Raw genomic sequence first — 25,120 nt, forward strand, 5'->3', positions numbered from 1 at the left:
GTTCCGTGAAGGCCTCCTTGAGGGACTCTGGGTCCCTCAAGGAGGCCTTCACGGAACGTCGATCGAGGTCAGCCAGCACTCGGTCGCGCGTGGCGAAGTCAGCCGCAGCACGGGCACGTCGGGGTCTGAGACCCAAGTACGGATCGTGCGCCGTTTGCGGGCGAAAGACCGGAAGTGCCAGACGATGATCGAATCGCCGGAAAGCATGCTCCGCAGCGTTTCGACGTTGCCGTTGCAGATCCGGCGCCGCGTGACGCAGCGCACCACGGTCCGGCGCACCAGACGGCTCAGCGAAACCCGGCGCGGATAGTCCAGCGCCACGATCAGTTCGGCGCGGGGCAACGCGATATCGCGCCATTTGGCGAACATCCCGTCGATGATCCAGCGGTCCCCCGCGACCAGCGCGCTGATCCGGCGTCGCTGCTCGTCGTCGGGGACGGGAACCCAGCCCGGCTGCCAGGCGAGGTCGTCGTCGACCGAATGGCACGGCAGCCCGGTCCGCTCGGCCAGCTTTCGCGCCAGCGTCGACTTACCCGAACCGGTGACCCCGTAGACGACGATCCGTCCCGGCAGCGAACCCACCACGGCCTCCTCTGAATGCGATGAAGGGGCCTTTCATAGCAAAATTTGCTATGAAAGGCCCCTTCATTGCCGTGCCGAAGGCGACCGAAGGATCAGTCGTCGTCGTTCGAGCCGAGGGCCGTCTTCGAGACCTGCATGAGGAACTCGATGTTGGTCTTCGTCTTGCGCAGTCGCGAGATCAGCAGGTCGATGGCCTGTTGGGAATCCAGTGCATGTAAAACGCGGTGCAGCTTGTGGGTGACCGCGAGCTCGTCCGGCGAAAGCAGCAGATCTTCCTTGCGGGTACCGGACGGGTTGATGTCCACCGCGGGGAAGACGCGCCGCTCGGCGATCTTCCGGTCGAGCTTGAGGTCCGCGTTCGCGGTGCCCTTGAACTCCTCGAAGATGACCGTGTCACCGGTGGATCCGGTTTCGACCATCGTCGTGGCGAAGATCGTCAGCGAACCGCCGTTTTCGATGTTGCGCGCCGCGCCGAGGAACCGCTTCGGCGGGAACAGCGCCGTCGAGTCGACACCACCGGAGAGGATCCGGCCGGACGCGGGGGCCGCCAGGTTGTAGGCACGGCCCAGACGCGTGATCGAGTCGAGCAGCACGACGACGTCGTGACCCATCTCGACCAGCCGCTTCGCCCGCTCGATGGCGAGCTCCGCGACCGAGGTGTGGTCGGACGGCGGGCGGTCGAAGGTGGAGGCGATGACCTCGCCCTTCACCGACCGCTGCATGTCCGTGACCTCTTCCGGACGTTCGTCCACGAGTACGACCATCAGGTGGCACTCGGGGTTGTTCGTCGAGATCGCGTTCGCGATGTCCTGCATGATCGTCGTCTTACCGGCCTTCGGCGGCGAGACGATCAGGGCACGCTGTCCCTTGCCGACCGGCATCACCAGGTCGATGACGCGGGTGGTGAGCTTGTGCGGCTCGGTTTCGAGGCGCAGTCGCTCGTTCGGGTACAGCGGGGTCAGCTTGGTGAACTCGGGACGGCGCTTGGCCTCGTCCGGCTCCAGGCCGTTGATCGAGTCGACGCGCACCAGCGGGTTGAACTTCTGCCGCTGCTGTTCGCCGTCACGCGGCTGGCGCACGACACCGGTGATGGCGTCACCGCGCCGCAGGCCGTACTTGCGGACCAGCGAAAGCGAGACGTACACGTCGTTCGGCCCGGCGAGGTAGCCCGAGGTACGCACGAACGCGTAGTTGTCGAGCACGTCCAGGATGCCCGCGACGGGCAGCAGGACGTCGTCCTCGCGGATCTCGGTGTCGGGCGAACCGCCCTGTTCGCGGCCACCGCCGGAACCCCGGCGGCGACGGTCGCGGAAGCGACGGCCGCGACGGCCGCCTTCCTCGTCGTCGTCGCCCTGCGGGCCCTGGCCCTGACGCTGGCTGTTGTCCTGGCCGCCGCCCTGCTGGTTGCGCTGGCGGTCCTGGCCGCGGTTGCCGTCGCGGTTGCCCTGACGGTTGCCGCCCTGCTCACCACGGTCGCCACGCTCGTTGCGGTCACCCCGGTCACCACGGTCGCGCTGCTCACCGCGATCGCGCTGCTGGCCACCCTCACGCTGCTCACCGCGGTCACGCTGCTCGCCACGCTCACGCTGCTGGCCACCCTGCTCGGGCGAACCCGCGGCACGGTTGGAGCCGCGACGACGACGGCTGCGGCCGCCCTCTTCCTGCGGCGACTGGCCGTCCTGCTGGCCGTTCTCCTGCTGTGCCGTCCGCTCGGTGGCGGGCGCGGAGCCGTTCTCCGCGGCCTTTTCGGCACGCGGGGCTTCGGCCGGGGCGGTTTCCGCCTTCGGCGCTTCGGCCTTCGGGGCCTCCTGCTTCGGGGCCTCCGTCTTGGGCGCTTCGGCCTTGGGAGCCTTGCGCGGGGCATCGATCCCCTCGAGCGGAAGCGTTTCGCTCGCCGCGGCGGGGGTCTTGCGCTTGGTCTTGCCCTGGCGCTCGCGGATGGCCGCGATCAGATCGCCCTTGCGCATCCCCGTCGTCTCGCCGATGCCGAGGTCCCCAGCGATCGAGCGCAGTTCGGCGACGGTCTTGCCGGTCAATCCGCCGACCGTGCGCTTGGGAGCGACGGCGCCGTTCGACTCGGCGGCGCCACCTTCGACGTCGCTCAAAAGATCGGTGTTGCTCACAAATGTCCTTCCTGACCGATCCACGCCTCCAGGTGGATCAGCGGACCGCCGCTCGCGTCCGATTGCGAAACGGCGTAATTGGCCCCCGATACGGGCGATCAGCTCCTCGGCCGTGTTGAACACAGCTAGAAGGCCTCCAGCACAGGGATTTGCGTCCTCCAAACGGAGGAAGCGGAATTCGGCACCGCCGGAACCGGGAACCCGCCTGCGTCGACCTGCCAGCCCCCGCTTGCCAGGCTGTGCTGTTGCCGGACTGTGTGCGGAACTGGCGGATCAACGAAGGATGCGAGCCAAGGATGACACTGGTCACCTGGACCGGCACCGGGTGCGGAAACGCACGGTGATCGAACGCCCCCGAGGGTAGACCGCGCCACGGCCCGGTGCAACAACCACCCCCCGCGTGGCGGGGCGAGGCGCCTGCCTGTGACCGAGGCTTTACTGGGCCGCAACCTGGACGCCGCCCGGATCGATCGGCAGCTCGGTGACTTCGAAAGACGTAACGTCGACGCCTGCCGGGAGTATTCCGCCGGTGGTCAGCGCGAGCACGGTCGGACCGGCTCCGGAGATGGCCGCGGCCACCCCTTCGGCCCGCAGCGCGCGCACCAATTCGCTGCTCGCCGGATACGCCGGCGCCCGGTAATGCTGGTGGAGCCGGTCTTCGGTCGCGGAGAGCAACAGGTCGGGCCGCGCGGTGAGCGCGTGGACCGCGAGCGCCGCACGGCCCGCCGTGAACGCCGCGTCGGCGTGCGGGACCTGCGCGGGAAGCAGTCCGCGCGTCGCGTCCGTCGAGGATCGCAGCGCGGGAATGGCGACCACGGGCCGGATGTCGTGATGCGGCTGGAGCCGCTCGGCACGGAACCGCTCGCCCTCGTTCCAAGCGACCACGAAGCCGCCCAGCAGGCTCGCTGCGGCGTTGTCCGCGTGTCCCTCGAACCCGGCGGCCAGTTGCAGCGCGTCGTCGTCCAAAGCCTTCTCCGCCAGCGCGTACGCCGCCGCGACGCCGGTCACCACGGCGGCCGCGGACGAGCCGAGCCCCCTGGCGTGCGGAATGGCGTTGAAACACCGCAGATGCAGGCCGGGCGGCTTGAGACCGAGGTGCTCGCAAGCACGCCGGAACGCCCGGACGACCAGGTGCGACTCGTCGGCCGGTACGTCTTCCACGCCGCCCGCGCCGACGTCGGTCACCTCGATCTTGAGCCCCGCGTCGGTGATCTGGAGCTCGACCCGGTCGTACAACGCCAACGCCAGGCCGAGGGTGTCGAAGCCCGGGCCGAGGTTCGCCGACGACGCCGGGACCTTGACCTCGATCAACGTCATCGCAGGTCCAGCGCGGCGGCGACGGCGGTCGGGTCGACGGCGAGCGGCTCGACCTCGACGTTGCCCTCCAACGCGGTGGCGGGGTCCTTCAAACCGTGTCCGGTGACGGTGCACACAACCGTCGAACCCTTCGGCAGGCGTCCGTCCGCGGCCGTGGCCAGCAGGCCCGCGACGCTGGTCGCCGAAGCGGGCTCGACGAACACGCCTTCCTTGCGGGCCAGCAGGCGATACGCCTCGAGGATCTTCTCGTCGGTGATCGCCTCGAACAGCCCGGCGGAAGCGTTCTTCGCCTTCATCGCGCCGTCCCAGGACGCGGGGCTGCCGATGCGGATCGCGGTCGCGATGGTGTCCGGATCGGCCACCGGCTCGCCGTGCACCAGCGGCGCGGCACCGGCCGCCTGGAAGCCGAACATCCGCGGGGTGTTCTTCACCACACCATCGCCCGCGTACTCGGAATATCCGGCCCAGTACGCGGTGATGTTGCCCGCGTTCCCGACCGGGAGGCAGTGGATGTCCGGCGCCCGGCCGAGCACGTCGCAGATCTCGAACGCGGCCGACTTCTGGCCGGCGATGCGCACCGGGTTGACCGAGTTGACCAAGGTCACCGGATAGTCGATCGCGGTCTTCTGCGCGAGTTCGAGGCAGTCGTCGAAATTGCCGTCCACCTGCAGGATCCGCGCACCGTGCTGCACGGCCTGGGCCAGTTTGCCCATCGCGATCTTGCCCTGCGGGACGAGGACCGCGCAGGTGAGCCCGGCGCGGGCCGCGTAGGCCGCGGCCGACGCCGACGTGTTGCCGGTGGAGGCGCAGATGACCGCCTGGAGCCCGCTGGCGAGCGCGTGCGTGATGGCCACGGTCATCCCGCGGTCCTTGAACGAACCGGTCGGGTTCACACCCTCGACCTTGAGGTAGACCTCGCATCCGGTGAGTCCGGAAAGGTGCGCGGCGGGCAGCAACGGGGTGTTGCCCTCGCCGAGCGTGATCACCTTCGCGCCGGAGGGGACCGGGATCCGGTCGGGATAAGCCTGGATGATTCCTGGCCATGGTTGGGGAATCACTGGTCTTCGCCTTCCACACGCATCACACTGACGACCTGGTTCACCACATCGAGCTCGGCAATGTCGTCCACAGTGGACCGCAGTGCCGCGTCCGGCGCCAGGTGGGTGACCACGACCAGACTGGCCGTGTCGTTCGCGTCGCGCTGCCGCACCGCGGCGATGCTGACACCGTGCCCGGCGAACGCCTGGGCCACCTGGGCGAGGACGCCCGCTCGATCGGCCACGTCGAGACTGACGTGGTACCGCGTCGGCGTCTGGCCCATCGGCCTGACCGGGAGCGCGGCGTGCGCGGATTCGCGCGGGCCACGGCCGCCGACGACCCGGTTTCGAGCCACCGCGACGAGGTCGCCGAGCACGGCACTCGCGGTCGGCGCGCCACCGGCGCCCTGACCGTAGAACATGAGCTCACCGGCGGCGTCGGCCTCGACGTAGACGGCGTTGTACGCGCCGCCGACCCCGGCGAGCTGGTGGTTGCGCGGGATCATCACCGGATGCACGCGCGCCGAAACGGATTCGGTGCCGTCGTCGGCGGTGACGCGCTCGCAGATGGCGAGCAGTTTCACCGTGCGGCCCAGCACGTTCGCCGCGGCGAGGTCGGACGCGGTGACGTCGGCGATGCCCTCACGGTGCACGTCGGACGCCGTCACCCGGGTGTGGAACGCGAGCGAGGCGAGGATCGCGGCCTTGGACGCCGCGTCGTAGCCGTCGACGTCGGCCGTCGGATCCGCCTCGGCGTATCCGAGCCTGCTGGCCTCTTCCAGCGTTTCCGCGTAACCGGCGCCGGTGGAGTCCATCGCGGACAGGATGTAGTTGGTGGTGCCGTTGACGATGCCCATCACGCGGGTGATGCGGTCGCCCGCCATCGATTCGCGCAGCGGGCGCAGCAGCGGGATCGCCCCGGCGACGGCCGCCTCGAAGTACAGGTCCACGCCCGCCGCGTCGGCGGCCTCGAACAGTTCCGCGGAATGCTCGGCCATCAGCGCTTTGTTCGCCGTGACAACGGCTTTCCCGGCTTTGAGCGCGTCGAGCAGCCACTGCCGCACCGGCTCGATGCCACCGACCAGCTCGACGACGACGTCGACGTCTTCGGAGGTGACGAGCTTCGTCACGTCGGAGGTCACCAGTTCCGGCGGCAGCTCGGGGTGCTTGTCGGGGCGCCGCACCGCGATCCCGGCCAGCTCCACCCGGGCGCCCGACCTGGCGGCGAGCTCGTCGGCCTGCTCGGTGAGCAGCCGGACCACCTCACCGCCGACCGTGCCGCAGCCGAGCAGGGCGACCCTGATCACGCGTCCGTCCACAGTAGACACTTGCTAGACCTCCAGGCGCAGCATGTCGTCCGTCGTCTCCCGCCGCAGCAGCACGCGGGCGCTGCCGTTGCGCACGGCCACCACCGCGGGCCGCGGCTGCCGGTTGTAGCCGCTGGCCATCGAGTAGCAATACGCCCCGGTGGCCGCCACGGCGAGCAGGTCGCCGGGAGCAAGAGTGTCGGGGAGCCAGCAGTCCCGGACGACGATGTCGCCGGACTCACAGTGTTTTCCCACGACCCGGGACAGCGCGGCGGCGGCCTGGCCGTCCCCGTCGTCGTCGGCGGAGCGGGAAACGAGACGGCAGTCGTACACCGCGTCGTAGAGCGCGGTGCGGATGTTGTCGCTCATCCCGCCGTCGACGCTGACGTACCGCCGGGCGGCCTTGTCGCCGAGCGAGACATCCTTGATGGTGCCGACCTCGTACAGCGTGATCGTGCCGGGACCGGCGATGGCGCGGCCGGGTTCGCCGGCGATCTTCGGCACCGGAAGGCCCGCGTACTCGCATTCCTTGCGGACGATCTCGCGGATCTGCGTGATCATCTGCGCGGGCGGGGGCGGGTTGTCCTTGTCGGTGTAGGCGATACCGAAACCGCCGCCGAGGTCGACGATGGCCAGCTGGTCGAGCAGCTCGGTGCCGTGCTCCTTGGCGAGTTCGGCCATCAGGCCGACCACGCGGCGGGCGGCGACCTCGAAACCGTCGGCGTCGAAGATCTGCGAACCGATGTGGCTGTGCAGGCCGATCAGCTTGAGCGACGGCGCGTTGAGCACCCGGCGCACGGCCTCGGCCGCGTCACCGGAGGCCAGCGAGAAACCGAACTTCTGGTCCTCGTGCGCGGTCGCGATGAATTCGTGGGTGTGCGCCTCGACGCCGACGGTGACCCGGATCAGCACGTTCTGCACGACGTCGTTCCGGGCGGCGACATCGGCCAGCCGCGCGATCTCGTAGTAGGAGTCCACCACGACCGTGCCGACGCCCGCTTCGACAGCGGCTTCGAGCTCGGGCAGCGACTTGTTGTTGCCGTGGAAGGTGATCCGCTCCGCCGGGAAGTCCGCGCGCTGCGCGACGGCGAGTTCGCCACCGCTGCAGACGTCCAGGCTCAGCCCCTGCTCGGCCACCCAGCGGGCGATCTCGATGGAGAGGAACGCCTTGGACGCGTAGTGCACGAGCGCCGGGTCGTCGAACGCCTCCGCGTAGTCGGCACAGCGGGATTTGAAGTCGGCCTCGTCGACCACGAACAGCGGCGTGCCGTACTTCTCGGCGAGTTCGCGGACGTCGACGCCCGCGATGCGCACGACGCCGTCTCCACCGCGGAAGGTGTTACGGGGCCAGACTTTCGGGTACAGCCGGTCGAGTTCTTCCGGACTCGACGGCGGGAAACCGGAGGCGTCGGCGTGGGGGTAGACGTCGGCGTGGCGGGGGCCCGCGGGGTGAGCCATTCTGGGTTACATCCGTTCCGGAGCAGAGACACCGAGCACGTCCAGGCCGTTCGCCAGCACCTGGCGGGCGGCCTGGCACAGCGCGAGCCGGGCGAACGTGAGGGGGGTGGCCTCCTCGTCGCCCTGGGGAAGAACACGGCCCACGGTGTAGAACTTGTGGTACGCGCCGGCGAGTTCTTCGAGGTACCGGGCGACGCGGTGCGGTTCGCGCAGCAGTGCGGCCCGGCGGAGGACGGTCGGGAACTCGCCGATCGTGCGGATCAGATCGCCCTCGGCCGGCAGCGTAAGCAGGCCGTAGTCGACTTCGCCATCGGATTTCAGTCCCAGGTCGGCAGCGTTGCGCTGCAACGAGGCCAGCCGCGCGTGGGCGTACTGGACGTAGTAGACCGGGTTGTCGTTGGAGTGCTTGCGCAGCAGATCGAGGTCGATGTCCAAAGTGGAATCGACCGAGTAGCGGATCAGCTCGTAGCGGGCCGCGTCGACGCCGACGGTGCCGACCAGGTCCTCCATGGTGATCACGGTGCCCGCCCGCTTGCTCATCCGGACCGGCTTGCCATCGGAGACCAGGTTGACCATCTGGCCGATCAGCACCTCGACCACGGCCGGGTCGTCACCGAAGGCGGCAGCGGCGGCCTTCAGGCGGGCGATGTAGCCGTGGTGATCCGCGCCGAGCATGTAGATGCAGAGGTCGAAACCGCGTTTGCGCTTGTCCTGGAAGTAGGCGAGGTCACCGGCGATGTAGGCCGGGTTGCCGTCCTTCTTGATGACGACGCGGTCCTTGTCGTCGCCGTGCTCCTTGGACTTGAGCCACCAGGCGCCGTCCTCGAAGTACAGGTTGCCGGAGTCCTTCAGCTGCTGGACCGACGACGCGACGGCGCCGGAGTCGTGCAGCGAGTTCTCGTGGAAGTAGACGTCGAAATCGGTGCCGAAGTCGTGCAGGCTCTGCTTGATCTCGGTGAACATCAGCTCGATGCCGACCCGGCGGAAGGTCTCGGCCCGCTCGTCGTCCGGCAGCGAAAGCGCGCTCGGCTCCTGTCGGATGACCTCGGCGGCGATGTCGTTGATGTAGCCGCCCGCGTAGCCGTCCTCGGGGGCGGGCTCGCCCTTGGCGGCGGCGACCAGTGACCGGACGAAGCGGTCGATCTGCGCGCCGTGGTCGTTGAAGTAGTACTCCCGGGTGACCAGGCCGCCCTGCGCGGACAGCACGCGGCCCAGCGCGTCGCCGACCGCGGCCCAGCGCGTGCCGCCGAGGTGGATCGGGCCGGTCGGGTTCGCCGACACGAACTCGAGGTTGATCTTGAGGCCGGCCAGCGTGTCGCCGAGGCCGTACCTCTCACCGGCGTCGAGCACCTGCTGGACGATCTGGCCCTGCGCGTCCGCGGCGAGCCGCAGGTTGAGGAAGCCCGGCCCGGCGACCTCGGCCGAGTCGATCCCGTCGGTCGCGGCGAGGGCTTCGGCCAGCGCGTCGGCGAAGTCACGGGGCTTCATCCCCGCCTTCTTGGCCACCTGCAGCGCCAGGTTGGTCGCGTAATCGCCGTGCTCGGGGTTGCGGGGACGTTCGATCGTCACCTTCTCCGGCAGCACGGAATCGTCGAGGCCGCGCGCGGCGAGAACCTGCACGGCGGAGTTACGGACCAGGTCGGCGAGAGCTGCGGGAGTCACTCGCGGAATTCTAGGTGTGACCTGGTCCGGGCTTCGCAGCGACCGCCGGAAGGTGTGAGCCAAGCCGGTGATCTTCCGGCTGTTCACGGTGATCAGACGCGCGGTCTCTACACTGGCCCGCGCAGGGACCACCCCCTTTGGAGAACGCAGGAGCCATGGCTAACGGGACAACCAGAAAAAAGGGCGCGTCGTCGAAGAACGCCATGAAGGCCGCCCGTAGTTCCGTCGTGTCCAAGAAGGGCACGCCCTGGGGCACGATCATCGCCGTCGTCGCGATCGTCGCCCTGGCTGCCTCGGTGGTCACCTACTACATGGTCGCCTCGGCCCCGAAGCGCGAGCAGAAGACCCGCGAAGAGGCCGCGGCCGCCTTCGCGCCCTCGCAGCAGGACCCGGACCCCTCGAAGCGGATCGCCGGCGTGACCACGGCGACCTACGAGGGATCCGTGCACGTCACGGCCGCCGAGCGCGTCGCCTACGACAAGACCCCGCCCTTCGGCGGCCCGCACGACCAGGCCTGGGCCGCGTGCAACGGCGTCGTCTACGAGAAGGCCGTCCGCAACGAGAACATGGTCCACGGTCTCGAGCACGGCGCGGTCTGGATCGCCTACAACCCGGCCCAGATCTCCGGCGACGCGCTGGAGCTGCTGCGGGTCCGCGTCGAGGGCAAGCCGTACACGGTGATGTCGCCGTACCCGAACCTGGACAAGCCGATCTCGGTCCAGTCGTGGGGCCACCAGCTGAAGCTCGACTCCGCCTCCGACGAGCGGATCGACCAGTTCATCGCCGCGCTGCGCACCAACCCGTTCGGCGCGTACCCCGAGCGTGACGCCACCTGCGACGCGCAGATCGAGCCGGGCGACTTCGACCCGGCCCCGCCGGGCCCGGACGCGAAGCCGATGGACTACAAGGGCACCGCCGGAACGCAGCAGGACCAGCCCGGCGCCGGTCAGCCGTCCGCGCCCGCCACCCAGCCCTCGGCGCCCGCGAGCAAGTAGTGAGCCAAGTGGACCCCGATCTCCAGTACGTCGACGAACCGGACGACACCTCGCGGTCGGCCAAGAGCCGATGGCTGGTGATCGGGGCCGCCCTGGTCGTCATGCTGATCCTCGGCTTCGGCCTCGGCGCACTGACGACCAGGCTGATCGACTCCGACGCGGAGCCCACGACCCCGGCCGCGGGCTCGGTCGAGGTCGGCTTCGCGCAGGACATGTCGGTGCACCACCTCCAGGCCGTCACCATGGCGGGCTGGGCGCGGGACCACACGGCCGATCCGGCGATCAAGACCCTCGCGTTCGACATCGAGCGCACGCAGACCGGCCAGGTCGGCCGGATGAAGGGCTGGCTCGGCCTGTGGGGCCGGCCCGAACAGGCGACCGGCGCCTACATGACCTGGATGACCGAACCGATGGCGGGCCACGGCGCGCACGGTGACGCCGGCATGAAGCCGTCGAACGGCGCCCCGATGCCCGGCATGGCGACAACGGCCGAACTGACCAAACTGCGGTCGCTGACCGGCAAGGAAATGGACGTCTTCTTCCTCCAGCTGATGCTGCGGCACCACGAGGGCGGGACGGCGATGGCGCAGTACGGCCACGACCACACGGCGATCGCGGACGTGAAGTCGCTGACGCAGAGCATGCTGGTGTCGCAGGGTGCCGAGATCACCCTGATGAAGGGGCTGTTGCAGGAGCGCGGTGCCGCTCCGCTTCCTGCTTGAGGCGTTTCTGTTGTTCCGTGAAGGCCTCCTTGAGGGACCCAGGGTCCCTCAAGGAGGCCTTCACGGCATTGGGTGACCCCCAGCCTGGAGAGGGCGCCGCGGTGGCCTCGATGCGCGTGAAGTACATGAAGGCCCCCTTCCTTGCGCCTGGCGCAAGGAAGGGGGCCTTCATGTACTTGGCAAGGCCGAGTTTCCTCGGCTGAGCCGATCGCGGGCGGCGCTACCAGGAAAGCTCCCGGCAGCGCTGCGCGCATTGGGGCACTTCTATCTGCAACGTCGCGTGCTCGATCGAGTAGCGGTCCGCCAGGAGGTTCTGCGCTTCGGTCAGCACGGCCGCCTGCTCGACGGTCGGCGCGATGGTGAGGTGCGCCGAAGCGACCTCCATCCCCGAAGTCAGCGTCCAGACGTGCAGGTCGTGGACGTCCTCGACGCCCTTCAGGCCGCCGAGTTCGGCCTGGATCCCGGCGACGTCGACCCCCTTCGGCGCGTGCTGGAACAGGATCCGCAGCGCGCGGCGGGCGAGGGCGTAGGTGCGGGGCAGGACGAACAGGCCGATCGCGACACCGATGATCGGGTCGGCGTAGCGCCAGCCGAACAGCAGGGTGATCGCGCCGCTCAGCAGCACGCCGACGGAGCCGATCAGGTCGGCGAGGACTTCGAGGTACGCGCCGCGGACGTTGATGCTCTCCTCCGCGCCCTTGCGCAGGACCAGGAAGGAGACGATGTTCGCGACGAGACCCGCCGCGGCGGCCAGCAGGACGGGCAGGCCGGGGACGACGGGCGGGTCGCTGATGCGGCCGATGGCCTCGATCAGGACGTAACCCGCGACGCCGAACAGCAGGATGGCGTTGCCCAGCGCCGCGAGCACCTCGGCCCGGTAGAACCCGAAGGTCCGGGTGAGGGTCGGGCCGCTTCGCCGGGCGAGCATGATGGCCGCCAGCGCCATGCCGACCCCGAGGACGTCGGTGAACATGTGCGCGGCGTCGGAGATCAGCGCGAGCGAGCCCGTGGCGAACCCGACGATGAACTCCATGACCATGAAACCGGCGCCGATGACCAGGGCGATCGTCAAGCTCTTGAGGTAGCGGCCTGACGCGCTCGACGGCGACGCCGTCCCATGCCCGTGCCCGTGACCCATTGCTCCGCCTCTCGTGAAGTCGACAGGCCGAATATATTGTCACATGCGCATATGTGCAATACAGGTGAGCCTAAGTTCACCATGTCTTAAGCCACACATGGAAACCATCCCCCATGAGGGCCTTCCCGAAACCTGGAACCGACACGCACCGCTACCGAAGCGACCGGAAGAACCCCCGCAACTGGCCGACGAAGGCTTCAGGCTGCTCGAACGCGGCGAAGTGACCGCCCTTGGACAGCACCTCGTACCAGCGAAGATCGGTGTAGCGCAGCTCCGCCCAGCGCCGTGACGGCCGGATGATCTCCCTCGGGAAGATCGAGATACCCGAAGGAACCTCAACAGCCGAGAGGTCCCGCTCCTTGCTCTCCCAATAGATCCGCGCCGACGAGGCCGCCGTCCCGGTGAACCAGTAGACGGAGATCGCGTCGACCATCTGCCGCCAGGACAGAGCGGTCTCCGGCGAGCCGTCGTTGTCGGTCCACTCCCAGAACTTCTCGGCGATCCACACCGCCTGCGCCGCCGGCGAGTCGGTGAGGCCGTAGCCGACCGTCTGCGGACGTGTGGCCTGCTGCTGCGAGTACGCGGACCCGACCGCGCGGAACCGGGCGAGATCGGCGATCGCCGCCTTCTCCTCCGCCGTCGGCTCTCCGAGCCGGGTCTCGTCGTACGGGACACCCGCCATGTTCACGTGCACCCCGATCAGGTGTTCCGGCGCGACCTTGGCGAGCATGTTCGTCACCCCGGCACCCCAGTCGCCACCCTGCGCGGCGTAACGCCCGTAGCCGAGCCGCCCCATCAGCTCGTCCCAGGCCCGGGCGATCCGCTCGACGTTCCACCCCGCCGACGACGGCTTGTCGCTCCAGCCGAACCCCGGCAGCGACGGCGCCACGACATGGAAGGCGTCCGCCGGATCGCCTCCGTGCGCGGCGGGATCGGTCAGCGGTCCGAGTACGTCGAGGAACTCGACCACGGAACCCGGCCAGCCGTGCGTGAGCACGAGCGGCGTCGCGTCCGGCTCCGGCGAGCGAACGTGGAGGAAATGGATCCCGAGACCGTCCACAGTGGTCTTGAAACCCGGAAAGACGTTGACGCGCCCTGCCAAACCGAAGTCGTAGTCCTCCGCCCAGTACCGGCACAGCTCGCGCGCGAACTCAAGCGGAACCCCTTGCTCCCAACCATCCACAGTGGCCGGTTCGGGCCAGCGCGTGGCGCGCAGCCGGGTTCGCAGATCGGCGATGGCGGATTCGGGGATCGCCACCTCGAACGGTTCGATCATGCGCCCTCCCAGTTCGTTGGTGACACCAACGCTACGCTGTCCCGATGACCACCGCACCCGTCCGGCTCCGCACCAAGGCCAGCTGGCTGGTCAACCAGGCCGCCACCGTGGCCCACCGGCTCACCATGGACGAATTCGCGAAAAGCGGCTCCCGCCGGTACCACTACGGGATCCTGGCGGCCATCGACGAGAACGGCCCGTCGAGCCAGGCCACCTTGAGCCGCTGCACCGGCATCGACCGCAGCGACGTCGTCGCCGTCATCAACGAACTCGCCGCCGCCGGCCACGTCGACCGCGCCCCCGACCCGGCCGACGCCAGACGCAACCTGATCAGCCTCACCGACCCCGGCATCCGGCGCCTGGACCAGCTGGAAGACCTGGTCAGAGACACGCAGGACACGCTCCTCGCGCCACTGGACCCCGCCGAACGCGAGCAGCTGACCAGGCTGCTCGCCCGCGTCGTCGAGCACCACAACGGTTAACGACCACCACTCGCGAGAGGCCCGGGAGACATGCGCTAAGCTTCCAACGTCGCCCAGGCGGCAACGCCCTCGTAGCTCAGGGGATAGAGCACTGCCCTCCGGAGGCAGGTGTCGCAGGTTCGAATCCTGCCGAGGGCACACTGATGAACAGCGCTTTCTGCTGTTCATCTACATCGATCATACCATGATTCGTGACATGAACTCGCCAAATGGGCTGGCCCAGCACCTTTAGCCAGCTTCACTCGATTGTGTACAGCCTCTCAAGTCTCTTCAGTCCTCCCTGTCAACTTCATCACCAGCTTTCCGCAGTTCGATCGCGAAATTTGGCACGACGAAGCTGCTCTCGTGGACGCCTCGTGGCAAGTTCCTGAGTGCGGACGTCCTGCAAACCCACAATCAGCACGGCGCCGAACGGTAAGTGCATCGTGAGCACTGCCCACGAGGTAGCCAACAACGGGCAGGCAATGCGCCCGGCGGCGCAGGCGTCACTTGAAGGTCCTGTGTCCCTCACTGTCGAGCTCCCGCCCTGTATCGACCAAGCAGGGACGCTACGGTTCGACTCAAATCAGACGTCCCGGGCGACGTTTCGGCTCTGCACCTCTGCGCCACGCGAGCGCAGTGCAGTACTGGAATCGGTCGAAGAATGACCATGCGCGCGCTCATGCCGATGAGCGGGTGTGTCTAGCCACTGTCGTGCCGAGGTCGCGAGCAGCTTGCGGATCGGTAGGTTCTTCGCATGGCTGCTAGATCGTTTTCCTCGCCGCCGCGGCCCATCGTGGTCGGTGACGTTGTCGCGGCGTACTCGGACGCGCTTGGGACTTGGACTGCCGGACAGATCACCGGCATCGATCTGGACTGGAAGAAGGTGGACGTGCTGGATCTTGATTGGTCGGGCCCAGAGCCAACGTCGCTGCTGGACCTGGGCGATCTTAGGCCCTTGCGTCTGACCCATCACAGCTGGGAAGGCAAGCTGTCTCATTGCCATTTCAACTGGGTTCTTCCGCGTAGCCACAAGGTGATCGGCAATCAGCCGCTGCTGCGAACGCAAGGTTCCAACAGCTATAGCTCCGCGTGGCGGCTCGGGCTGCAACTGGCCTTGCAGCGCTCCTGGGACGACGGCAATCACGACTCCTGGGAGGACCCGGGCGCCCGAACGTTCAGCGACAAGGATTTCCTACACGAAGTCGGCGGCCGCCCATGCCTCGATGGGGAGGTCTACGACGTGACGATCACCGTCGCGGACACCTTCGACTGCTCTCGTCTGGTCGCTGCCGGTGTCCGACCCCTCCGCGGTAACGACCGCGTTCACCATCTACCTCCCGTGGTGGCATCGTCACCGTCCGCCGGACGGCTTGGCGAGGATAACAAGATTCGGGCGCTGATGGCGACGGCCACCGTCCCGTACTATCCACAGAGGACTGAATACTGGACCCGGATGTGGGCCCGACGGGCCGGATCCGGTCGCCCGCATCGTGTTCAGCGCCACCGCCGCGACCATCCTGGCCACTGTTCCGCCAACCGACGGCCGATCGCGATGGCTTTCTCGTTGGCGGCCAGCCTCCTCCCGTCGGCCCAACTCATCCAACCGGACTGCATCTGAGAGCGGCTGCCTGCCAACCTCATCACGCGATCGTTGGTCGCGCGACAAGGGACCGTGGACCCGGCATCTCAGTGTTTCGCCGCCCGGTCGAGCACTACGAGGTCCCAGCCTGTGGCGATCACAAGTTCGCCGCCCGGTCCAACGGCCAGACATTGGGTGTCACGCAGGTCAAAGATATTGATCTCTTTGGCGTTGGCAAGATCCCACACCCGTGCGGTGTCGTCGTGGCTGGTGGTGATGGCGACGCGGCGGTTGTCGAACACGCTGCATCCCACCGCAGTTACCCATCTGGCATGGCCGGCGTAAGTGGTGATGTGTTCGGCGGTAGCCAGATCCCACACCTGCGCGGTGCGGTCTTTGCTGGTAGTGACGACAACGGGGCGATTGTCGAGCACACTGCAAGCCACCGCGACGACTGGTTTGGTGTGGCCGGTATAGGTCGCAATGTGTTCGGCGGTAGCCAGATCCCAAACCTGAACGGTCTTATCGCTGCTTGCCGTGATGGCGACTACGCGGCCGTCGAGCACACTGCAAGCCACCGCATCCACCCGTCTGGTGTGGCCGGTATAGGTCGCGATGTGTTCGGCGGTAGCCAGATCCCACACCCGTGCGACCCCCTCGTTGCTGGAGGTGATGGCAACGGGACGATTGTCGAGCACGCTGCTCGTCACCGCGACTACCTCGCTGGTGTGGCCGGTGTAGGTGGTGATGTGTTCGGCGGTAGCCAGATCCCACACCCGTGCAACCCTCTCGCCGCTCGAGGTGATGGCAACGGGACGGTCGTGGAGCACACTGCAAGCTACCGCGACGACTGGTTTGGTGTGGCCGGTATAGGTCGCAATATGTTCGGCGGTAGCCGAGTCCCACACTCTCACGGTGCTATCCGCACTGCCGGTCACCACGACCGGGCGGCGGCCAAGCACGCCATATGCTGCCGCAGAGATTTTGGCAGAATGACCAGTGAAGGCAGGCAGTTTGAAGGCTGACGGTAGAGAACGCCACACCCGAGTGGTGCCGTCTTTACTGGAGGTGACGACAACGGGACGATTGTCGAGCACGCTGCTCGTCACCGCGACTACCTCGCTGGTGTGGCCGGTGTAGGTGGTGATGTGTTCGGCTGTCGCCAGATCCCACACCCGCGCAACCCCCTCGCAGCTCGAGGTGATGGCAACGGGGCGGTCGTGGAGCACACTGCAAGCTACCGCGACGACTGTTTCGGTGCGGCCGCTGAACCAGTTGATCTGTTTGGCTGTGGCTAGGTCCCAGACCTGCGCGGTGCCGTCTTGGCTCGTAGTGATAGCGACAGGGCGGTCGTCGAGCACACTGCAAGCTACCGCGACGACTGGCTTGATGTGACCGGTATAGACGGCGACACTTTCGGAAGTGGCCAAATCCCACACCCACGCGGTGCCATCGTAGCTCGTGGTGATGGCGACTGGGCGACCGTTGAGTACGCTGCAGGCCACCGCGCTTACCCGTCCAGCGTGGCCTGTGACGCAGCTGAGTTCGTTTGCAGTGGCCAGATCCCAGACCCGTGCGGCGCCATCATGGCCTGTTGTGACAGCGACTGGGCGGTCGTCGAGCACACTGCAGGCCACCGCGCTTACCTGATTGGTGCGGTGGCTGAAGCAGTTGATCTGTCTGGCTGTGGCCAGGTCCCAGACCTGCGCAGTGCCGTCTTGGCTGGTACTGATGGCGACTGGGCGGTCGTCGAGCACGCTGCAGGCCACTGCGACGACTCGTCGGGTGTGGCCGCTGTAGGTGGTGATGCGTTCGGCGGTGGCCAGGTCCCACACCTGCACTGCGCCACCGCGGCCGTTGGTGATGGCGACGGGGCGACCGTCCAGCACGCTACAAGCCAATGCGCCCTCCGAGCCGCTGAACGTGGTGCGAAGGGCTGGCGTGGTTTGGAGTCCGGTTGCCCAGCGCGGTGGCCAGGCAAGCCCTGCAGACAAATCCTGGTGGAGGTCACTTGCCCTAAAGCGGGCGGCGTCGATGGCTAGAACTTGCTGGCGCCGCAGCGGTGGGAGTGTGCGATGGATGTCAGCGGAGCAGCGGTAAATCGCGGCGGTGATCGCGGCGTTGTCGGAGGCTGTCTGGTGAAGAGCGTGGAGAAGAGGACCCGGATCCGCGTGGACGAGGTAGCCTGTATCAGCGATTAGTCTGTCCAGTACGCCTGCGTATGCGGCGTGGGCGGCCAGGTGCCGCAGGGTGTAGGGGTGAGCCCGGGCCCAGTCGCATCGGCCGTCGAGAGTGCGGGGTACCCGGTTCTGCAACACCTCAGCGATAGCGCGGTGCATGGTGGTGGCATCAACGTCGGAGCGCAGGTGCTCGGCAAGCGCTTGATGGTAGAGCCGGTAAGTGGAGCGGCCGGCCTCAGCTGCTTCGACGAAGTACGATCCTGCGTGCTGGCGGAGCCAGAACAGGTCGTCGTCGGTGTACGTAGTGTCGGCCGCGCGTGTGGCGACGGCGGCCCAGATGTCTTCCCACGGCAAACCCTGCCCTTCTGCAAAGGCGAGCGGCCGGAGCAGATCACGCACTGTGGTGGCGTTGCTTCCCAGCCGGGTCTCGAGATCGCGTCGCATCGCGTCGCTAGGCAGGCGCGGAAGGTCACGGAGCCAGGCGGGATCACGAGGATCGGCAATATCCGATTGGGCCGCGAGGGTGGCGCTGGTGATGCGCACGACCAGAAACGAGGGACTTGCAGCCGCAGCAACCGCCTCGGCGACGGCACGGACTCTGTGGGGCTGCACACGGTACGGGCTGTATGGGTTGGATTCGAGGAGGCCTCGGGCGGCATAGGTCGTCAATGCGTCGAGGTCGGCGTACCGATCGGAGTCCAGATCCACGGCGTCGTCACGTTGTCGCCCGAGGCGGTCGAGCAGGTAAGGGCGTGTGCCAATGAGCAGGCGCAGCCGGCCTGCGGCGTGCTCAACTAGATGCCGCAGCAGGTTCCGGGTGAGATGGTCGGGGTCCACGGCTTCGTCAACGGCGTCTAGAAGTACGGTCAACGGGGCACCAGTGCCACTGAGCCCGTCCAGGAGTTCGCCTGGGGTGTTCGCGTGGAGTCTTGCAGCGGCGGCGATGCCCTTCAACACTTCGTCGGTGGTGAGCCCCTGGGCGTAAATGACGACGTCCACAGCGCTGGGTGCGGGTACCGCCGCGGCAGGAAGCCCTAGGGTGCTCAGGGGAACGGTCGTGCGCCAGGTGGAGTGGGCAAGGCTGGCAATTAGCCCGAGGACGGCGGTCTTGCCCGATCCCGGATCACCTGTCACGGCTAGCAGCGGCGAGTGCGGGTCGGGGTGTCGCAGCCAGCTCGCGATGTCGAGCAGCGCGGTATGGCGTCCGGCGAACCACCAGCCCTGTGCGTCGTGGCCGCCCATCGCACGGACCAGCAACCGGCTTCGGAACTCGATGTCCCGCCGCTCAGCGTAGGCGTCCCATTCGCTGGCGTGCTGAATCGCCAGGTCGACCTCGGTCATCCGTGGGTCGTGACGCGGGTTCGGCAGGAACGGCGGTGTATCACCGGTCAGTGCTGCCACGCTTGACCCGATGGTCTGGTAACCGGGCTTGTCCTTGCTGGAGTTCATCGCCTCGACGACGGAGCCCAGCGGCAGCGTGTCGGGGTTATACCCTGCAGTGGGCAGGCTGTGGACCGCTGCACGCAGCAGCTGGGGAAACGCGCCGGTCTGCGCCTGCTCGGACGGTTGCGCTGAGGTGATCACGGCTAGGCCTGATCCGCGCTCCTCTCCCCAATTCCGGATCATTGCGGTGATCGCGGCGGCTGTGAACTCGTCGCCGCCATGTCCGGAGTAGCAGGTGTCCAACATCAGCAGCACCCGCCGCACACGGGTGTTGAGCAGCATCTTCCGGGCCAACTGCGCCGTCTGCAAAGCGTCCGCGACGTCATCGGGGTCAGTGTCGGCGGTGAGCAGTACGTGGTCGTGGGTGGCGTCGAGGACTTCGCCGTGGCCGCCGATGTAGACGGCGACCAAGTCGTCCGGGCGCCGATCCTTGTGTCGGCAAAACGTCCGCAGCAGCGTGATGAGTTGGTTGCTAGTCGGATTGAGGCCAAGGTCGCTGACGTGGGTATAGCCGAGGTCCTGGGTGAACAACGAGACGATTTCGTCGCGAGCAGCGGCCAAGCCCGGGCGATTCCATTGGGGGGCGTTCGTGTACTGAGCGGTCGCAGTCGCAATCAGGTACCGCCGTGGACCACTTGTGTCAGCGTGCACGCAGCCCTCCCGCGATCGCAGTGCCGGTGAGCTTGTCAGTCAGGTAGGCGGTGGCGTCGTGCGCGTGGGATCCATTGTGGACGATTGCATTCATCACCCGTGGCCCAAACCGTGGCCGTAGATCCTTTTCCAGTGCGACAATGTCGCCGTGATCGGCGATGTTAGTCCAGCTCTCGGTGCCTGGCCACAGGCCACCACTAGGGTCGAGACGCTCGAAGATCAGGTTCGAGATGCCTAGCGGCGAGCCGATCGTGACCAAGGTGTGGACACCGTGCCCCGAGCTGGCGGCGAGGGTCTCGTAGGCCACGATCGAGCCGAGTGAATGTGCGACCACGACGCGCGTGTCGTCCGTGATCGCCCTGCCGACGCGATCGCGGGCGGCGCGGCGTAGTGCGGGGTGTAGCAGGTAACGGCTGACCTGCTTGAGATCGAATACCAATGCCCGCAACGCCACACCGCCGAAGAACTTCGAACGCGAAAGCTGTCTTAGCGCCGTCTGGACCGAGCCAGGCACGCGCGCGAGGGTGTCGGAGTCCGGCGGCGCGACCCGGGAATCGACGACGGCGGCCTCCCGCCACCAGGCGAGCAACATGTCATGCTCCCACCCGGACTCGACGTCCTCGGAAGTGAACAGCGGGTCGCCAACCGCGAGGACTTCGCCGACGGGACGGAACAGGTCGCCATAGAACGCCATCGTCACGTGGGGCGCGGTCGCGCCAGCGCGAGTGAGGCCATCGGCGATCGCAGGTGCCCACTGGGTGTGCAGCATCTGCTCGCCGGCTAGCTGCTTGCCCACTCCGTGCACACACACTATCTCGCTCACGAACACCCCTCATCGGTCAGAGGGACCTCATGTTGTAGCAGCAGATAGTGATCAGCATGCGAACCGCGCCGTTGCGCTACCTCAAGCACCTAAACGGAGTAGTCGTGCATCCAGTTCCTGATCAGACACCCACTGTGGACCGATCATGGCGGTCGCGACCGAACGTCCGCTCATGCCGAGAAGCGGACGTCAGCGGAGCGCGCGACGAGTTGTGCCCGGTCCTACAGTTTGTTCGGTGAGAGGGCGCGGGCAAGCCCGCCACTTTCGCTGTAAAAGGTTCAAAAGGGACCGCAGGCGGGTGCCGCCGTTCGGGCGAACCTCCGAAACAGTGTTAACCCCGTCTAAGGTGGGAGCGATAGTGGGACGGAGGGCCGGGAGAATCGTCGCCAGGCAATCCCCCGGCCCCTCTGTCAGAACAGATCGATCAAATAGTCGGCGACGGCGCGAGCCGCGCCAGCGCAGGTGCCGCGGACGGCCGCGGCCATGAGGACGAGGCGGGTCCATCGGCTGCCACGTCGAGGATTGATGCTGGTCATGTGCGTCTCCTGGTGCTGGGCGGACAAGGACGAGCCGGCTCATGTCCAAGGCTGCCAATGGAAACGCCGCCTCCCTGAGCGGATCCTGCTCAGTTCATGAACGGAGTGAGCGTGCGACTAAACGACGTCGTCGGGGTGCTCGAACATGTGCGGAAGGTCGGCGCGTCCAATCTGGGCGACGATGACGCCAACGTCGCCGCGCTGCTGCAACTGGTGCACACCGCGAACCTCGCCGCCGCTGCCCTGCCGCGCCCCAGCCAGGTGGTCAGTGCGCTGCTGCGGGATGCCATCGCGTCCGAAGCGATCACTAGCCGCTACTCGAAAGCCGAGCAAAACGCGTTGCTCGTCGCGTTCGGCACCTCAGGAACGCACATCGACAAGGGTAAACTCACCGAGCGTGAGAAGCGAGCGGCACGGATACTAGGCATTGCCTACGGTTCCTACCGCAAGCCACACGTGAGGCATCAGCGCCTCGGCGACGTGGCAGAAGCGATTCTCAGTCTCGTCGAGAAACACCGGTACGTGCTCGTTGCCGCCCCGGCCGAGCAGGAGCCGTTCGTGCCCCGTCCGCAACTGGAGAACCGATTCCGGGAGCTGCTCAGGTCCCATTCGCCGGTGATCGCCTTTGCGGGCCCGCCGAGCGTCGGTAAGCGGACGCTGGCACGGCGGCTCACCGATGAGTATCGGGCTCCTGGTTCGTCGGTCGTGCGACTCCTCGGTTCGAGTCAGGAGGCGCTTCAGCAGTCGATCATCGCCGAGTTGGACCGGCTCGCCGTGCAAAACATCAACTATCACGTGCCGAGGCATTCGCTCCGAGAGCTGGTGCTGTCACCAAGCAGCCCCCGGTTCGTGGTGATCGAGGACGCTGGGGACATTGAGATCGCTCAGTTCCTGACCGCGACCAAGACCGACACGACAGTCGTGCTGACCACCACCCACCGCCTCCCCGGTATCGACCACATCGAAGTCGGCGAAATGGCGCCGGCCGAGTCCGCTGCTTTGCTGTCACTGGTTTTGCCAGCCATCACGCCCGAGGACGCGGCGTCCCTCGCTGACGACCTGGGGCACCACCCGTTGGCTTTGCTCGTCACAGCCGCCTTGGTCGCCGAGGACCAAGCCGACGTGAGCGAGTTCCGCCGCGGTCTGCGTCGCACCGTCACTGGGCTTCTCGACGCGGCGGCCGGGTTTCCGTCGCTGCCGAGCGTGCACCGGACGGCGATCGATCGCCTCAGCCAGGACGCTCGCGCGATGCTGGAAATGCTGGTGTACCTTGACCCGAGCCCCATTCCCACCGCGTTCGTAGTACGGGCCATCGCCGACTACCGAGGTCTTCAGGACGCCAACGTCGTCCACGTGCGAATGTTGGCGCGCTCGGCCTTGCGCGCGTTGCGAGACCACTACCTGATCAGAATCGTCAACGACCAGGTCACCGTGCCAGCCATCACGAGGGCACTCGTGATCGACAGCACGCACGACAGCGGCGCGCAAACAGCTGAGCGATCCCGCGCGAGTCTGCTCGCACTGGTCCGTCTCCTGCGCGCTGACCATCCCGACATGCCCCTCCTGGACTTCGTACGCATGTGCAGTCCGCTCATCATCCACCTCAGAACAACGTTTCTGGACCCGTGGAAGAACGGCGGCAGCCTGGCGGAGCACCTTTACCACTACAGCCAGGCCCTCGGTCATTTCCTCACCGCGGCCAGCCAGCCGTCATGGCGGCTGGCCGTGATTGCGTTGCAGACCTCGGAGGACGGCTTCTCGGTAATCCTCCTCCAGATTCCGGAGAAGGCCGATGGCGTGCGGAACCTCGGCCTGAAGGTCCAGTTCTCAAACCCCGATCCCGTGGAATTCCAACTCAACTTGCCGAACTGGTGTGACCGCAAGCGCATGCAGCTACTACTGATCAGTCAAACCCTCGAGGTCGACGACATCCTGTCCGACCCAGAGCTAAACGTCGACTAGCTCCGGTGCTGCCAGCGGTAATCACAGCGACGGGTACGTTTCGGTGGTGGTCGGTCACGGCGAGTCGCTCTGCGTGGCCAAGTCCGTCACTCAGTGCGTAGCATGCACAACACCCAGTCCACTACCCTGCGAACACTCGCCCATCGGCATTACCGCGCCAGCAGTACGAACGTCTGCTTCTGCCGCTGGTCGCGCGGTCACGGCGCACACGCCTGCCCACGAGCCAAGGAAGCCAGCTTTCGGAGTTCACGATGCCAGACAGCTCAGTGCGTCGGCGGCGAACCGCCTGCCCTCGCACCAGCCACTGTCAGCGAACCAGGCCGCATCCGAAGCCGCGGCGCCTTCGCGATCCGACACGGCCACGAGTGCGACCACGACCGCACGGATCACGTCGGCCTCATCACCGTTGCGGAGAATTGTTCCGACCGGCGAGACCGGTTCCTCCGAATCCCAGCAAGTGTCGTCCACCAGCCAGTGAACGGCGTTCGTAAGGTCAGGAAAACGCGTGTCCCGGCCGCACCGTCCAGCGCAGGCGGCGCCGCGACGAGAACTCTGAGTGCCGAGACCCCATCCTCGCGCCGTTCCGGCCATGCGACATCCACGTACCCATGGTGGCAGACAGCGAATCGTACCTCCTCTCCTTTTCCAGAACGCAGACGTCCGCTCATGCCGCGATGAGAAAGTCCGGCAGGCGAATGGCGCGTACCTGCGAGTGTGGGTTCTTGGTGAGTTATCTTGCGGCGGTGGATATCCAGGTGTTAGAGGGTGCGCTGGTCGAGGTGCCGACAGACACGGTGACGGGAATGGACCGGCGGGCGTTCGGAGAGTTCGTCGGACCGCAGGGGGAGCTGGCGTCGTACGCGTTCGGTTGGACGACCGGGTCGGACCCGCACGTCGCTCGCTTGTCGGTCGGGATCGGCGCGGGCAACCCCGGCGGCGGAACCTTCCATGCCGTCATCTTCGAACACGAGGACGGACATGCGTTCTCGCTGACCGACGACCCGTTCGAGCGGGTGCCGCAGGGCGGCCCGGACCTGACCGCGGACGAGGCACGTGCCCATGAGGACCTGCCGTTCATCTGGTGGGTCGCCGACCAGATCATGCAGCGCGATCGACGGGCATGGTGGATGAAGCACTGGCTTCTGCGCACTACCTGTATCCAGACCCTTGAGGTCTTCGAGCGCAGCGAGCCGATCCTCCTTGTCCAGCACGACGCCGATGACGGCATGTGGCAGCTGATCGGTGCTTCCGACGCGGACGGCGGCACCGGCAAGATCGGACACTTGCACCACGCCATCGACGAAGACCGAACGCTGATCGATGTCCTCGACCTGCCACCAGGCGGCAGTGCGACACGAACAGTCGTCGGACGTGCTTGGAACCGTCACTTCTAGACCTGCAACGCACTCTCTTGCCGCTGATGGAGCACTGGCTCCCCAGGTTCAACAGGCCAACAGAACAGGACCGGCTGATCAGGATCGGTTAGCCCAATGTCGGAACACTCGTTGGACATCTGTGTGCCATGGCTCGCCGTTGCCGTGCCAGCCTGCGCCGGGGGCCCGCTCTGAGAGTTCACGACCAGCGCCGTCATCGGAGGCTCTCTGGCGTTGTGGCAATCGTTGGCCAGCTTTTCCAGCACACGAGGCATCTCGTTGCGCAGCTCGATGTCCTTTAGCCCGATCGCAAGCCCGAGTTCCTTGTACGTCACGATCGACCGGCGTAACGCGGCCATGACCAGCGCAGCTCGTGCCTGCAGGACCAGAGTGTCTCGGTTCTCCCTACCCATGGTCATGTGGTCGCAGCAAGCATCCTTTACGTTTCCGTATCGACCACACCAGTCGCTGAACGGGAACGTCCGCGCGTGC

19 protein-coding genes and 1 tRNA gene are annotated in these 25,120 nt (G+C 66.9%); 7 read left to right on the forward strand and 13 right to left on the reverse strand.

Going from position 1 to position 25,120, the window contains the following annotated elements:
- Positions 1-48 precede the first annotated feature (48 nt).
- The 7 genes from ACIHAO_RS24235 to argS form a co-directional block, all read right to left on the reverse strand.
- A complete protein-coding gene (locus ACIHAO_RS24235; RefSeq protein WP_396561339.1) occupies positions 49-582 on the reverse strand; it encodes an AAA family ATPase in 534 nt (177 codons plus the stop codon).
- A gap of 92 nt (positions 583-674) precedes the next feature.
- Positions 675-2,705, reverse strand: a complete 2,031-nt coding sequence (rho, locus tag ACIHAO_RS24240) for a transcription termination factor Rho (protein WP_396561341.1) — start codon at positions 2,703-2,705, stop codon at positions 675-677.
- Between the two features lie 435 nt (positions 2,706-3,140).
- Positions 3,141-4,022: a homoserine kinase gene (thrB, locus tag ACIHAO_RS24245; protein WP_396561343.1), complete on the reverse strand. Its 882-nt coding sequence runs from the start codon at positions 4,020-4,022 to the stop codon at positions 3,141-3,143.
- The gene (thrC, locus tag ACIHAO_RS24250; protein WP_396561345.1) at positions 4,019-5,080 is read right to left on the reverse strand and encodes a threonine synthase; all 1,062 of its coding nucleotides are present in this window, start codon (positions 5,078-5,080) and stop codon (positions 4,019-4,021) included. The genes thrB and thrC overlap by 4 nt, the downstream gene beginning before the upstream one ends.
- Positions 5,077-6,387 carry a homoserine dehydrogenase gene (locus ACIHAO_RS24255; RefSeq protein WP_396561347.1) on the reverse strand — a complete coding sequence of 437 codons (1,311 nt, stop codon included), beginning with the start codon at positions 6,385-6,387 and terminating at the stop codon, positions 5,077-5,079. The genes thrC and ACIHAO_RS24255 overlap by 4 nt, the downstream gene beginning before the upstream one ends.
- Positions 6,388-6,390: 3 nt before the next feature.
- Complete coding sequence (gene lysA, locus ACIHAO_RS24260) at positions 6,391-7,824, reverse strand: diaminopimelate decarboxylase (protein WP_396561349.1); 1,434 nt, start codon at positions 7,822-7,824, stop codon at positions 6,391-6,393.
- A gap of 6 nt (positions 7,825-7,830) precedes the next feature.
- Complete coding sequence (gene argS / locus ACIHAO_RS24265) at positions 7,831-9,486, reverse strand: arginine--tRNA ligase (RefSeq protein ID WP_396561351.1); 1,656 nt, start codon at positions 9,484-9,486, stop codon at positions 7,831-7,833.
- Positions 9,487-9,689: 203 nt separating this feature from the next.
- Here argS and ACIHAO_RS24270 point away from each other — a divergent pair, with 203 nt between their 5' ends.
- Positions 9,690-10,481, forward strand: coding sequence for a DUF3105 domain-containing protein (locus ACIHAO_RS24270; protein WP_396561567.1), 792 nt, complete (start codon positions 9,690-9,692; stop codon positions 10,479-10,481).
- A gap of 8 nt (positions 10,482-10,489) precedes the next feature.
- The gene (locus ACIHAO_RS24275) at positions 10,490-11,203 is read left to right on the forward strand and encodes a DUF305 domain-containing protein (RefSeq protein ID WP_396561353.1); all 714 of its coding nucleotides are present in this window, start codon (positions 10,490-10,492) and stop codon (positions 11,201-11,203) included.
- Between the two features lie 220 nt (positions 11,204-11,423).
- Here the strand turns inward: ACIHAO_RS24275 and ACIHAO_RS24280 are convergent, their stop codons facing one another.
- Both ACIHAO_RS24280 and ACIHAO_RS24285 read right to left on the reverse strand, forming a co-directional pair.
- Positions 11,424-12,341: a cation diffusion facilitator family transporter gene (locus tag ACIHAO_RS24280; RefSeq protein WP_125785155.1), complete on the reverse strand. Its 918-nt coding sequence runs from the start codon at positions 12,339-12,341 to the stop codon at positions 11,424-11,426.
- Positions 12,342-12,492: 151 nt separating this feature from the next.
- The gene (locus tag ACIHAO_RS24285) at positions 12,493-13,617 is read right to left on the reverse strand and encodes an epoxide hydrolase family protein (RefSeq protein ID WP_396561356.1); all 1,125 of its coding nucleotides are present in this window, start codon (positions 13,615-13,617) and stop codon (positions 12,493-12,495) included.
- A 44-nt stretch (positions 13,618-13,661) separates the two neighbouring features.
- On the opposite strand from ACIHAO_RS24285, the gene ACIHAO_RS24290 reads away from it, so the two are divergent.
- The 3 genes from ACIHAO_RS24290 (at position 13,662) to ACIHAO_RS24300 (ending at position 15,699) form a co-directional block, all read left to right on the forward strand.
- On the forward strand, positions 13,662-14,099 hold the full coding sequence (locus tag ACIHAO_RS24290) for a MarR family winged helix-turn-helix transcriptional regulator (RefSeq protein WP_396561358.1): 438 nt from the start codon (positions 13,662-13,664) through the stop codon (positions 14,097-14,099).
- Between the two features lie 65 nt (positions 14,100-14,164).
- Positions 14,165-14,237: transfer RNA gene (locus ACIHAO_RS24295), tRNA-Arg, on the forward strand.
- A gap of 598 nt (positions 14,238-14,835) precedes the next feature.
- Entirely contained in the window at positions 14,836-15,699 is an 864-nt protein-coding gene (locus ACIHAO_RS24300; RefSeq protein WP_396561360.1) for a hypothetical protein, read from the forward strand.
- Positions 15,700-15,767: 68 nt separating this feature from the next.
- Here ACIHAO_RS24300 and ACIHAO_RS24305 read toward each other — a convergent pair whose 3' ends face one another.
- The 3 genes from ACIHAO_RS24305 to ACIHAO_RS24315 all read right to left on the reverse strand — a co-directional run bounded on the left by ACIHAO_RS24305 (position 15,768) and on the right by ACIHAO_RS24315 (position 21,293).
- Positions 15,768-19,844: a caspase family protein gene (locus ACIHAO_RS24305; protein WP_396561362.1), complete on the reverse strand. Its 4,077-nt coding sequence runs from the start codon at positions 19,842-19,844 to the stop codon at positions 15,768-15,770.
- A 79-nt stretch (positions 19,845-19,923) separates the two neighbouring features.
- Entirely contained in the window at positions 19,924-20,757 is an 834-nt protein-coding gene (locus ACIHAO_RS24310; RefSeq protein ID WP_396561364.1) for a hypothetical protein, read from the reverse strand.
- Positions 20,758-21,167: 410 nt separating this feature from the next.
- Positions 21,168-21,293 (reverse strand): hypothetical protein, encoded by a 126-nt coding sequence (locus ACIHAO_RS24315; RefSeq protein ID WP_396561366.1) that lies wholly within the window; start codon positions 21,291-21,293, stop codon positions 21,168-21,170.
- Between the two features lie 111 nt (positions 21,294-21,404).
- Between ACIHAO_RS24315 and ACIHAO_RS24320 the strand changes: the two genes are divergently transcribed.
- On the forward strand, positions 21,405-23,255 hold the full coding sequence (locus ACIHAO_RS24320) for a hypothetical protein (protein ID WP_396561368.1): 1,851 nt from the start codon (positions 21,405-21,407) through the stop codon (positions 23,253-23,255).
- A gap of 608 nt (positions 23,256-23,863) precedes the next feature.
- Positions 23,864-24,649: a hypothetical protein gene (locus ACIHAO_RS24325; RefSeq protein WP_396561370.1), complete on the forward strand. Its 786-nt coding sequence runs from the start codon at positions 23,864-23,866 to the stop codon at positions 24,647-24,649.
- On the opposite strand, the gene ACIHAO_RS24330 is transcribed toward ACIHAO_RS24325, so the two are convergent.
- A complete protein-coding gene (locus ACIHAO_RS24330) occupies positions 24,646-24,963 on the reverse strand; it encodes a hypothetical protein (RefSeq protein ID WP_396561372.1) in 318 nt (105 codons plus the stop codon). The two genes, ACIHAO_RS24325 and ACIHAO_RS24330, sit on opposite strands and share 4 nt — an antisense overlap.
- Between the last annotated feature and the right edge of the window lie 157 nt (positions 24,964-25,120).

It is taken from the genome of Amycolatopsis sp. NPDC052450 (genome assembly GCF_044547565.1).
Taxonomy (GTDB): Bacteria; Actinomycetota; Actinomycetes; order Mycobacteriales; family Pseudonocardiaceae; genus Amycolatopsis.